At 58.8% G+C, this 11,418-nt stretch carries 10 protein-coding genes; 4 read left to right on the top strand and 6 right to left on the bottom strand.

Features of this window, described 5'->3' with window-relative positions:
• Positions 1–58: 58 nt before the first annotated feature.
• Together NW842_RS04650 and pcrA are read right to left on the bottom strand one after the other, a co-directional pair.
• Positions 59–1,330: an efflux RND transporter periplasmic adaptor subunit gene (locus NW842_RS04650; protein WP_414375249.1), complete on the bottom strand. Its 1,272-nt coding sequence runs from the start codon at positions 1,328–1,330 to the stop codon at positions 59–61.
• Between the two features lie 269 nt (positions 1,331–1,599).
• On the bottom strand, positions 1,600–3,960 hold the full coding sequence (gene pcrA / locus NW842_RS04655; RefSeq protein WP_414375248.1) for a DNA helicase PcrA: 2,361 nt from the start codon (positions 3,958–3,960) through the stop codon (positions 1,600–1,602).
• 312 nt (positions 3,961–4,272) lie between these two features.
• Between pcrA and NW842_RS04660 the strand changes: the two genes are divergently transcribed.
• Positions 4,273–4,725 (top strand): hypothetical protein, encoded by a 453-nt coding sequence (locus NW842_RS04660; protein WP_414417564.1) that lies wholly within the window; start codon positions 4,273–4,275, stop codon positions 4,723–4,725.
• A 130-nt stretch (positions 4,726–4,855) separates the two neighbouring features.
• Complete coding sequence (locus NW842_RS04665) at positions 4,856–5,500, top strand: hypothetical protein (protein WP_414417565.1); 645 nt, start codon at positions 4,856–4,858, stop codon at positions 5,498–5,500.
• A 3-nt stretch (positions 5,501–5,503) separates the two neighbouring features.
• On the opposite strand, the gene dapF is transcribed toward NW842_RS04665, so the two are convergent.
• Positions 5,504–6,373, bottom strand: a complete 870-nt coding sequence (gene dapF / locus NW842_RS04670) for a diaminopimelate epimerase (protein WP_414356040.1) — start codon at positions 6,371–6,373, stop codon at positions 5,504–5,506.
• A gap of 26 nt (positions 6,374–6,399) precedes the next feature.
• Positions 6,400–6,531 (bottom strand): photosystem II reaction center protein PsbN, encoded by a 132-nt coding sequence (gene psbN / locus NW842_RS04675; protein WP_011432995.1) that lies wholly within the window; start codon positions 6,529–6,531, stop codon positions 6,400–6,402.
• 217 nt (positions 6,532–6,748) lie between these two features.
• On the opposite strand from psbN, the gene psbH reads away from it, so the two are divergent.
• The gene (gene psbH, locus NW842_RS04680) at positions 6,749–6,952 is read left to right on the top strand and encodes a photosystem II reaction center phosphoprotein PsbH (protein WP_011432996.1); all 204 of its coding nucleotides are present in this window, start codon (positions 6,749–6,751) and stop codon (positions 6,950–6,952) included.
• Positions 6,953–7,046: 94 nt separating this feature from the next.
• Here the strand turns inward: psbH and NW842_RS04685 are convergent, their stop codons facing one another.
• On the bottom strand, positions 7,047–8,243 hold the full coding sequence (locus NW842_RS04685) for a PQQ-dependent sugar dehydrogenase (protein WP_414417566.1): 1,197 nt from the start codon (positions 8,241–8,243) through the stop codon (positions 7,047–7,049).
• Positions 8,244–8,415: 172 nt separating this feature from the next.
• On the opposite strand from NW842_RS04685, the gene NW842_RS04690 reads away from it, so the two are divergent.
• Complete coding sequence (locus NW842_RS04690) at positions 8,416–10,812, top strand: glycoside hydrolase family 31 protein (RefSeq protein WP_414417567.1); 2,397 nt, start codon at positions 8,416–8,418, stop codon at positions 10,810–10,812.
• Here NW842_RS04690 and NW842_RS04695 read toward each other — a convergent pair.
• Positions 10,805–11,272, bottom strand: a complete 468-nt coding sequence (locus NW842_RS04695; RefSeq protein WP_011432999.1) for a peroxiredoxin family protein — start codon at positions 11,270–11,272, stop codon at positions 10,805–10,807. The two genes, NW842_RS04690 and NW842_RS04695, sit on opposite strands and share 8 nt — an antisense overlap.
• Between the last annotated feature and the right edge of the window lie 146 nt (positions 11,273–11,418).

Consider the following 11,418-nt stretch of genomic DNA (forward strand, 5'->3'; position numbering starts at 1 on the left):
TTGGCTTCCTTGCTATTCAAACTTGCTATTCAGAAACTTGCTATCCAGAGTATTCAGATCAAAATCGTTCGGAGATGACACTCAACTGCACTTCCTGCCCATCTTGGAGAGGAGCAGAGCTGCGCACCACAAACGGTTCGCCAGCCTCCAATCCCGACACAATTTCCACCCGTCCATCCCGCTGTTCTCCCAATTGCACCGGGCGGGCCAACACCCGCGTTACTTCTCCCTGCCGCTCCACCACAAAGACCGTAGCAGAACCCGGCCCATTCTGCTGAATCGCTGTTGCGGGAACGATCACCCGTTGAGCCGCCGGCCCCGTCAATGCCACCCGCGCCAGCAGCCCACTGCCAATGCGTCCGTTGGGATTGGCGATCACCACTTCAACCGGGATCAGACGGGCCTGGGGATCCGCAGCCGGGGAAATGCGGACAATTTGTCCGGCGAAGCTCTGGCCGGGAAAAGCGTCCAATTCCACCCGAACGGCTTGGCCCACCTGTACGCGCGACAACTCCAACTCGGAGAGGGGAAACTCCACCCTCACCTGGCTGAAATCGGCCACCGTCAGTACATCTGCCCCTGAGTTCAAAAAGCTGCCCGGATCCGCCTGCCGGGAGAGCACCACCCCACTTAGGGGTGCTCGCAACTGTGTGTAGGAAAGGCGCTCTTGGGCCTGAGCCACCAAAGATCTCTGCGCTTCCACCTGGCGTTGGGCGGCGATCACGGCTTGTTCTTGGACGCGAACCTGGTCTTCCGCAGAGCGCAAAGCCTGGGCGGCGGTGCGGGCCGCAGTACGAGCTTGCTCCGCCTGCTGGGCAGAAACAGCTCCCTCCTGTGCCAACCGTCCTAGGCGCTCGGCATCGGCTTCCTGTTGTAGAAGATTCAGACGGGCCTGCTCCACTTGGGTGCGGGCATTGCTGAGCTGCGCTTGTGCCTGTGCCACCTGAGATTCTTGCGCTGCCAGTTGGGCCTGGGCCTGGAGAAGAGCAGCCTGCAGCAGCGTGGGATCCAGTTGGCCCAGCAGTTGCCCCTCTTGGACGGGATCCCCGACCTCCACCGATAACTCCAAGAGCAATCCTTCGGTACGGGTTCGCAGCGTGGCTTGCCGCAGGGGCTGGGTAGTGCCGGTGTAACGCAAGTCGGCCCCCAGGGATCCCACCTGGGCTCTGGTCACATCTACCGAGACAGGACGCGGTGCTCCCATCCCTGCTGGACGCTGGGCCCAAAACATCTGGGCATAGACGACAGAGCTAGGAACACCCAAAAACAGCACTAGGCTGAGTGTGCAGGCGTGAGGAAGCTGCCATTGGGGAGAGTAAACCCGGCTCACAGGCACAAGAGAACGACTTGTCGGTTTGGACTGCCCACCTAGCGAAATGGTTCAAACCCAGACGGTGAACTCGTGAACCTTTCAGGGGCTTTACTCTGGCAGACCTTCACAGTTCTACACGATAAAAGGGATCCCTGCCAACCCATTCTCCAGAGAGCCTTTCACCAGCACAAGAGGTTCCTGCAAAGGCAATCTCGAATGAGCTACAGACTTCTACACCACTTCCCCTTATCTCTCTTCATCACTGGGTTCCTTCCGAGTTCAGCCGCTTAGCTGAGCTTTTGAATGGGAGCAATACGGGGATCCAGGATTTTCTGTTGCCCAATACCGGGAAACCTCACCGCAATCGTGACCCGTTCACCGCTGCCGAACACATGGGTAATCTGGCCTTGTCCAAATTGGGGATGTTGCAAGCGATCGCCAATCGCCCACTGTTCTGAACGGCCTTGGCCGGGATTGGGCTTGGCCTTGTGTGCCGTTGCAAGGGGCAGCCCACTGCCGTGGGAAAGCTGTCGAGAAGGGGCTCCGCGCCTGTCGGACTCGATCAACTCTTGAGGTAGCTCACTTAAAAATACGGAAGGAATGGCCGGTTCTCGGTTGCCGTAGAGCATCCTTTCCCTGGCGTGGCTGATATACAACTGCTCACGGGCACGGGTAATGCCCACGTAGCAAAGGCGTCGCTCTTCTTCCAAAGCAGCGGGATCCTCCAAAGCCCGGAAATTGGGAAATAGACCCTGTTCCACCCCCACCAAGAACACAACAGGAAACTCCAAACCTTTGGAAGAGTGCAACGTCATTAGCGAAACTTTCTCAGCGCCTTCCTGAAGGTTGTCCAAGTCGGAAGCCAAAGACACATTGCTCAAAAAAGCCTCAAGGCTGGGATCCTCCTGTTCTTCCTCGAATTGGCGGGCGGCATTGTAAAGTTCCATCACGTTGGCCGCTCTTTCTTCGGCTTCGTCTGTACCCTGTGCCTTGAGATCCTCCAAATAGCCGGAATCCCTTAGCAACCCTTCGATAAGGGTGGCGGCTGAAGTCTGAGAAGCCTGTCGATGCCAATGCTGAATCAACTGAGCAAACTGAATGACAGGCTTAGCCGAACGGCCCGCCAAGCTACTTACAGAGGTTTCATCGCTGAGAATTTCCCACAAAGGCACGTTGAGAGCCGCCGCCGCTTCGGTCAGCTTGTCCAGAGTAGATTTGCCGATGCCACGGCGCGGCACGTTAATAATTCGCAGCAGGCTAAAGGAGTCGGCAGGGTTGGCCACAACCCGCAAATAGGCTAGGACATCCTTAATTTCTTTGCGGTCGTAAAATCGCAGTCCGCCCACCACGGTGTAAGGGATCCCCCACCGCAGCAAGACCTCTTCAAAAGGACGGGATTGAGCGTTGGTGCGGTAGAGAATGGCAAAATCTCCCCAGGAAAAAGCATTGGCATTTTGGCCGTGTAACCGCCGGATGGTATTGACAACAAACTCCGCCTCTGCAATCTCGTCATCCGCCTGATGAAGAAAAATCGGATTTCCTTGCTGACGGGTTGGCCTGAGAACTTTATCAATGCGCTCTGTATTTTTCTCGATGAGAGCGTTAGCTGCCTGCAGAATGGTAGCTGTAGAGCGATAGTTCTCCTCCAGCTTGATCATGGTGCGGGTATCATCATCCGGGAGACCATCTCCAAAGGTCTCTTGAAACTCCAGCAAAATGGTAAAATCTGCCCCGCGAAACCGATAGATGCTTTGATCGGCATCTCCCACCACAAAGATCGATCGGTTTCTCCAATCCAACCGAGATCTGCAGGTCTCGCCGTTGGTGGCCAACAGACGAATCAACTCATACTGAGTGCGGTTGGTGTCTTGGTATTCATCCACCAAAATGTGTCGAAATCGTTGGTGCCAGTAAGCCAACACCTGCTCGTTTTGTCGAAAAAGCTGCACTGGTATCCAAATCAAGTTATCAAAGTCCAGAGCATTGTTGGCTGCCAGTTGGTCTTCATAGATTTCGTAAACTTGGGCAATGGTACGGCCACGGAAGTTGGGCTGATTGCGCTCCAGGTCGGCAGGAGTCCAACCTTGGTTTTTGGCATTGCTAATGGCGTAGCGTACCGACCTTGGGTCAAACTTGCGCTCATCCAAGTTCAGTTGCTTGGTTACAATCTCCTTCACCAGAGATTGAGCATCTGATTCATCGAAGATCGAGAAGTGGCGAGTCCACTTGCGCCCCTTGGGATCCTGATATTTTTCGATCTCCAGGCGCAGGATCTGGGCAAATAAGCTGTGGAAAGTGCCGATCCAAAGGGGTTTAATCAGCCGATGGTAAACGCTGGATTTCAGCCGGGTGACTTGGGCTGGCTCCAATTGCTCCAGCGGGATCCCAAATTGTTCTTGAGCTTCTTGCTCGGCAAAGAGCTGCTCAATGCGCTCTTTCATCTCACGGGCAGCCTTATTGGTGAAGGTCACGGCCAAAATTTCTCCTGGATCCACCCGATAGTGGCGAACCAGGTAGGCAATGCGGTGGGTGAGGGCGCGCGTCTTGCCGGAACCTGCCCCCGCCACCACCAGCAGCGGGCCACAAAAGTGTTGCACCGCTTGCCGTTGAGAAGGGTTGAGGGCATCCAGCAAAGAGGCGTGAGTCATGGCCAGCAAACCAGAAACTGCCTTCCATTATGGGCACCAACCCAATGGGGATGAGAAGCCGAGAGGTCATTTTGGAACGCCAAAGATGAAGATCGGTTAAGATTTGGCCGGCCCGCTCCAGAACTCCCCGCCATGAACCGAGTGCTGTCCTGCTGCTGTGCCCCGGCTAACCGCTGCTGGCTTTGCTTGCCAAAGAGACTTGTCGCTTCGGGGTTTGTCACCCTTGTCCTGCTTTTGGCGGGCGCGTTCGATCCCGTTCAAGCCGGCAACTGCCCCAGCAATGGTAACCGTGATGAATCTCTGGCTTTCAAAGTGGAGAGCGTTTTCGGAGGGCAGCTTGACTTAAGTCGGTACGACGGCATTCAAGCGCTGATCCTGACCAACAGCCAAACCCGCTCGCAATCGGAAGCCCTCTCCAAAAGTTTGGCCCTGGAGTTCGGGCGAAACCCCCGACTGCGACAGATTGTGCTGGTAGATGGTAGGGGGCTGCTGTTGGTGCGAAATTTGGTTTTGCAGGTCATCCGAGAGAGCGTGCCGACGGATCCTCGTTTGGTTTCTCCATTTGTGTACGTCTCTGTCGATTTTGAGGGAGAAACCATCCAGAAGCTGCAAGAAATAGCCGCTGCAACCTTGCCTGGGATCAATTTTCGCCAACAGGCCGCTTTGCTGCTTTTGGACGGCCAGGGAACTCTTCTGAGCGGATTTGCCGACTTGGAGCGATCCAACCTCAGCATTCGCCGGTGCATTCGCACCCTCATCGGATAGTCCCACCTCCTTTTCACACCGGGAACGTCTCTTTTCTGCCGCTCTGGCCCAACCGTTAGACTGGTCATACCGGTCATGTTGAAGCTTTGAGTCAACCGGTCGAACGACGGCTCTCTGTTCGCGGGATCCCATGCGCCGCCAGCTCAAAACTTTGAACCAAATCCTCGATTACAAGCTTGCCGACTTGCGGCTGTTTGGCCGAGCCGAGCTGAAGGGGCCTGTTCTCAACGTGCTGCTGGAACGGCTGCCAGGCGATGTGGTGGATACCCTGCAGGTGATGGAGGTGGTGCGCAATGCAGTGGAGGCCTCTCTGCTGCAGGGGTTGCGCAAGGTCAACGTTTACCTTTGGTGCCGCGGACAAACCGAAGAAGCGCCGGAGTGGAGCGAAAGTTTTGCCGTAGAGCCATTGGTCTTGGCCCACCCCAAAGAGCCCCGGAATCTGGCTTCCAGCTACCGACAAGACTATCCCGGTATGCGGGTGCTGTTTTTCTGCTTGGGCATCTGTCTGGGCGGCCTTTACCTGTTGGGGGGCTGGGAGCAGACAGGTTGGATCGATTGGATCCCCGTAGGACTGGCCTTCGCCTTGGGGGTGATCTTCCCCTGGCTCAAACGCTCCCTCAGCCAGTTTGTACACCCTCTATTTCTCCGCCTTGGCCTGGGCTTGGGCTTGGTCTTATTGGGCCTGGCAGTGGCGCTGATCTGGCGGCAGGGCTGGAGCGTTGCCTATGGGATCCTCGGCCTCCTGGCCATCCTCCTGTTGGGTCTGGGAGCCTAGTTCTCAACCGGCAGTGGTGCCGCTGAAGACGTGTAGGGCAGGGCCGGTCATCCACACGTGCTGTGTGCTCGGATCCCAGCGAATTTCCAGATTTCCTCCCGGCAGTTCCACCGTAGCTTGCGGTTCTGCCCGCTCTTCCAAGACAGCAGCCACCAAAGTGGCACAGGCACCCGTCCCACAGGCCAGCGTTGCCCCTGCTCCCCGTTCCCAAACCCGTAGGCGCAGACGAGTCGGGCTGAGCACCTGCACAAATTCGGTGTTGGTGCGCTCAGGAAAGGCCGGATGATGCTCAAACAGGGGGCCCACAGCTGCCAAGTCCAGCTCCTCCAGGGATCCCTCTTCTTCCAGGAAGACCACACAATGGGGGTTGCCCATGCTCACCGCCGTCACCCGCCACTCTCGCCCGGCCACTGCAAGCGGCTGCCGAATGACCTTCTCATCCGGTTCGACCAAGGTGGTGGGGATCTGCTTGGCCAAAAGGCGAGGGATCCCCATGTCCACTGTGACCAGCCCATCTGCCCGCACCTGCGGCACGATTCGCCCCGCCAAGGTGTGGATCTGGTAGGCGCCATCCCGACCTGGGATCCCCAAGTCCTGCAGAAAGCGGGCCAAACAGCGGATCCCATTGCCGCACATCTCCGCCTCGGAACCATCGCTGTTGAAGAGGCGCATGCTAAAGTCCGCCCCCTCCTGCCCTGGCAGCAGGAAAATAACTCCATCGGCTCCTACCCCAAAGCGGCGATCGCAAAGGGCGACGGCCTCTTCCGGGCTCAAGCAGGGCTGAGACTGCCGGCGGTTGTCCACCAGGATAAAATCGTTCCCCAAACCCTGGTACTTGTGAAAAGAGAGATGGGGGATCAGCCGAGCAGACATTTACCCAGATATCCCAACGACAAGCTTTAATCCTCGTGCATCTCGTAGGGATCCTGCAAGTCCTTGGAAGGGGGGCCAAAGGCCGTGTAGATGGCAAACGCGGTGATGCAGATGGTGACTGCCGCAATCGCCACAATTAGGGAAAAGGTGGGTTCCATATCTAAGTCTGAGTCCTCAGATCCTGAGAGCGTTCGACTACAGTATTACACAAGTTTACAATTCATTGCTCAAGGCAAAAGGGGTTGGCCAGATTCTGATAGCGTGATTTTAATGGGGTGGCTGTCTGGGCGGTGCCGAGCACCAAGGATCCACCGCCCGGGTTGGTCATCTTCGACTTCATCAATGTGTTCTGTTCCTAACTTACTGCGAGAACCTATGGCCATTCGTACCAGACTGGGCGATCTGCTGCGTCCCCTCAACTCGGAATACGGTAAAGTGGCTCCCGGCTGGGGCACCACGCCCCTGATGGCGGTCTTCATGGCCCTATTTGCCGTCTTCCTGTTGATCATCCTGCAGATTTACAACAAGTCGCTGCTCTTGGAAGACATTAACGTCTCCTGGGAGAGCCTCAGCTTTTGAGTTCCCAGGCCCTACTCTGGGGAAAGTCCCTGTCCCGCCAAAGAGCTGCCCAGCGGGAGCAGGATAGTTTCCGTCATCTCCTAAGCCGATGCCTTCAGGGTGCTGGCTCCAGGCGCAGCAGGGATCCATTCGGGGCGTCCGTCAACAGGTAAAGGAGTCCATCCGGCCCCTGCCGCACATCGCGAATGCGGCCCACCGCCCCCTCTAAGAGACGCTCTTCTGCCACCACGCGCTCTCCATCCAGTACCAGACGGGCCAAGTGTTGCCCGGCCAGCGCCCCCACAAACAGGTTGCCCCGCCATTCTGGGAAAGCCTCTCCCGTGTAGAAAGTCATGCCAGAAGAAGCGATAGAGGGCGTCCAGTGCAGCAGAGGGGAAGCCAAGCCGGGAGCTGCCGCCAGTCCTTGGCCGACGGGTTCTCCCGTATATTCTCGACCGTGGGTGATTAGGGGCCAGCCGTAGTTGACGCCGGGGGCCAAGATGTTGATCTCGTCCCCACCCTGCGGCCCATGTTCATGGGACCAAATTGCCCCTGTTTCAGGGTGGCGGGCCATTCCCTGAATGTTGCGGTGGCCATAGGTAAAAGTTTCCGGCAAAGCCCCTGCTTGGCCGACAAATGGGTTGTCCGCCGGGATCCCGCCCGCATCCGTAATGCGCAACACTTTACCGGCAGAATCCCCCAAATCTTGGGCTCGATCCCGTTCTCCCCGGTCTCCGGTGCTGATGTAGAGGAATCCTTCTTCGTCAAAGACCAAACGGGAGCCAAAGTGCTGCCGGGCAGGGGTTTTGCGCTCCATATCAAAAATCACTTCCAGATCCTGTAGGCCCCCTTCCCCCAGACGGGCTCGCGCCACCCGCGTGCCTCCCCCACCGGGCCCAGGCGCTGCATAAGACAGATAAGTCCAGCCGTTCTCTGCATGGTTGGGGTGCAAGGCGATGTCCAGCAGGCCCCCCTGCCCCTGGGCAAACACCTCGGGCACACCGGCTATTGGCTGGGGATCCAATCCCTGGGGGGTAACTCGGCGCAGCCGCCCTGGGCGTTCGGTAACCAAGAGAGTTCCATCCGGCAAAAAGGCCATCCCCCAAGGGTGCTCCAAACCCTGGGCCAAAGTAACCACCCGAAACGCTTGCTCCGTTCTGGCCCTGGGCAAGGCTTGGGCATGATCCCCCTGTTGCAGGGTCATCACCATCTCCGGGCTGACCGGGTAGGCCGCCACGACAGCGGGGACGGACACCCCCCCAAAAAGCAGCAGTGAGGAGAGAAGCTTGATCGCCGGGATCCTCATGGCCATTGCCGCCTCGTTTTCGCGATGGATTCTGGGATCTGAGCTAACCGATTATTGCCGCTGCTCTTCTGGAGAGGGGTACCGATGAGGGTAAAACCCACTGCGGACCAGAGTGGGCAACCCCCTGTCCCCTCCTGGCCATAGGCTAGCCTTGAGAGCAGCAATCTGTCTCCAAAGCATGCTGGAACCTGGCGAGATCTTGGGACTCGATCCCGCGGGCGCGAACGGCCAATCCCCCGCCCGCCCACCCCAAAGGCCAACCTGCGGATCCCTGCAGCAGCTCCAGCCCCACTCCAGAGGGATCCACCTCATCTGTGCCCAGGGCCGCTGGTCTATGCAGGTGCTCACCCCCCGTCTGTTTCGGCTGCGCTTTAGCCCCAGCGGAGCGTTTTTGCCCCGTCGTTCCTGGGATGTGGCTCCAGCCGATGAAGAGTGGCCCCCGACTTCCTTTCAACTGCAGGAAAGCCCTGCCCAAATCCACCTGTCCACCTCCCAGGTGCAAGTTCAGATCGATCGGGATCCCCTCCGGTTCAGTTTTCAAGACTCTCAAGGGCAAGAGTTTTGCGCCGATGTCTCCTCTGGGCTTACCTGGGGATCCGACGGGATCCGCCTCTGCAAACACCTCCACCCTGCCGAGCACATCTGTGGCCTAGGGGAACGGGCGGGGCTACTCAACAAACGGGGTCGGCGCTACAGCCACTGGACTCGCGACTGCTGGAACTACGACGCCCACAGCGACAATCTCTACCAGGCCATTCCCTTCGCCCTGTTTCTTCGCCCCAACCTCTGCTACGGGCTCTTCCTGCACTGCACCCACTGGAGCCAGTTCGACCTGGGCCAGATCGATCCCGAGCAGTGGGCCATCGAGGTGCGCGCCCCCGAGCTGGATTACTACCTGATCTACGGCCCCACCCCGGCCTTGGTGCTCGAGACCTACACCCAACTCACTGGGCGGCCTCCCCTTCCTCCCCTCTGGGCCTTGGGCTACCAACAGTGCCGCTGGAGCTACGCCAGCGCCGCCCAGGTTCAAACCGTTGCGCAGCAATTTCGCCAGCGGCAGATCCCCTGCGACGTCATTTACTTGGATATCGACTACATGCGCGGCTACCGCGTCTTCACCTGGGATCCCCGCCGCTTCCCCGAACCGGCCCGGCTCATGGCCCAACTCCACGAGGCTGGCTTCCGGGTGGTAGCCATTGTGGATCCCGGCGTCAAGTTCGAGCCCGAAGCCGACTACGCCGTCTTCGACGAGGGCTTGGCCCAGGATTTCTTTATCCGCCGCGCCGACGGCCACCTCTTCCATGGCTACGTTTGGCCAGGCAAAGTCCTCTTTCCCGACTTCTTGCGCCCCGGAGTGCGGCAGTGGTGGGGATCCTGGCAACGGGTTCTCACCCAAGCCGGTGTGGATGGCATCTGGAACGACATGAACGAGCCGGCCCTCAACGACCGCCCCTTTGGAGACGGCGGCCAGATCGTCGATATCCCCCTCGATGCCCCCCAAGGCCCACCCGACGAACCCACCACCCACGCCGAAGTTCACAACCTGTACGGCCTGCTGATGACACGCGCTTCCCGTGAAGGCTTGGAACAGCTCAACCCCAACCGGCGCCCCTTCGTGCTGACTCGCTCCGGCTTTGCTGGGATCCAGCGCTGGGCTGCCGTCTGGACAGGCGACAACCAATCCTCCTGGGAACACCTGGAGATGTCCCTGCCCATGCTCCTAAACCTGGGCCTGTCGGGAGTTAGCTTTGTCGGCGCGGACATCGGCGGCTTCGGTGGCAATGCCACTCCCGAGCTGTTTGCCCGTTGGATGCAAATGGGAATTCTTTACCCCCTCATGCGCGGCCACAGCGCCCTGGGCACCCGCCCCCACGAGCCCTGGAGCTTTGGCCCAGAGATTGAAGCCATCTGCCGGCAGGCCATTCAGTTGCGTTACCAGCTGCTGCCCTACCTCTACAGCCTCTTTTGGGAGTCCAGCCAAACCGGATCCCCCATCTTGCGCCCCCTTCTCTACGAGTTTCCCGACGATCCGCAAACCTACGAGATCTCAGATCAAGCCATGCTGGGATCCGCCCTCCTAGCTGCCCCTGTGGTTCGGCCTGGCGTGCGGTGCCGCGCTGTTTACCTACCCCAGGGCACTTGGTTTGATTGGTGGACAGGTCAGGCCCACACCGGCCCCCGCTACATTCTCGTCCCTGCCCCTCTCGAACAACTGCCGCTGTTTGTGCGGGGTGGCTCCGTTCTGCCTTTAGCTCCCCCCTGCCCGTCCACCGCCCACCTGCGCCGTGACCAACCGCACCTCAAACTCTACCCCGGCAACGGCAGCTTCACCCTCTACGAAGACGACGGGGAAACCCTCGCCCATCGAGCAGGAGCCTGGGCCACCACCCTCCTCCGCTTGCGACAGCAAAATGGCCAGCTCATTCTGGAGATCGAGGCCCGCCAGGGCAACTGGAGCCCGCCCCAGCGTAGCTGGCTTCTGGAGCTCCTTGGCCACACTCCCCTCTCCCTACCGGACACCGGACAGCCGCAACGGGTTCTCTGGCCCACCCCAGAGGATCCCCCGTTTAGCTAATCGCCCTCACGGCCTCCAGCAGCTCCCGGTTGTCTCGCTTGAACAAGGGCAGCCACTCCACATGCTGGTAGCGTAGGATCCCTTGGCTATCCACCAAAAAATAGGCCCGCCGCGTCCCCAGCAGGCTGTCCACCCCGTACTGCTGGCTCACGGTTCTGTCCACATCGCTCAGCAAAGGAAACTCCAGCTTAAGCTGCTCGGCAAAGGCTTGGTGCCTGGAGAGGGGATCGCTGCTGATCCCCAAGATCTCGCAGCCCGCGGCCCGGAAAGCTTCCCAATCCTCCCGAAAGCAACGCATCTCGCTCGTGCATACCGGGGAAAAATCCGCCGGGTAAAAGGCCAGCAACACCTTGCTCTTGCCCCGGTAGGCCGCCAGTGAAATCTGGGCTCCCTTTTGGATCCCTTTCCCCACCGCAGGCAAGCTAAAGTCAGGAGCAACAGCCCCAATCACAATCCCCATAGACCCGTCTAACCCAATCTGAGCTCACTTCAACAGTCTAACGGTGGATCCGGATCCCTTCTGGCTTCAAAAAATTTTGGGTTGGATATCTTGACGGGGTGGTGGGGGTGGGGATAGGGTAGTAAAGCGCCACAAGGCCACCCAGC

It is taken from the genome of Synechococcus sp. R55.4, assembly GCF_047461935.1.
Lineage (GTDB): Bacteria > Cyanobacteriota > Cyanobacteriia > Thermostichales > Thermostichaceae > Thermostichus.

What these genes read in the sequence shown, in the direction of transcription:
- pcrA (WP_414375248.1), bottom strand. Translation starts at nt 3,960, where the DNA reads ATGACTCACGCCTCTTTGCTGGATGCCCTCAACCCTTCTCAACGGCAA.
- NW842_RS04665 (WP_414417565.1), top strand. Translation starts at nt 4,856, where the DNA reads ATGCGCCGCCAGCTCAAAACTTTGAACCAAATCCTCGATTACAAGCTT.
- dapF (WP_414356040.1), bottom strand. Translation starts at nt 6,373, where the DNA reads ATGTCTGCTCGGCTGATCCCCCATCTCTCTTTTCACAAGTACCAGGGT.
- psbN (WP_011432995.1), bottom strand. Translation starts at nt 6,531, where the DNA reads ATGGAACCCACCTTTTCCCTAATTGTGGCGATTGCGGCAGTCACCATC.
- psbH (WP_011432996.1), top strand. Translation starts at nt 6,749, where the DNA reads ATGGCCATTCGTACCAGACTGGGCGATCTGCTGCGTCCCCTCAACTCG.
- NW842_RS04685 (WP_414417566.1), bottom strand. Translation starts at nt 8,243, where the DNA reads ATGGCCATGAGGATCCCGGCGATCAAGCTTCTCTCCTCACTGCTGCTT.
- NW842_RS04690 (WP_414417567.1), top strand. Translation starts at nt 8,416, where the DNA reads ATGCTGGAACCTGGCGAGATCTTGGGACTCGATCCCGCGGGCGCGAAC.
- NW842_RS04695 (WP_011432999.1), bottom strand. Translation starts at nt 11,272, where the DNA reads ATGGGGATTGTGATTGGGGCTGTTGCTCCTGACTTTAGCTTGCCTGCG.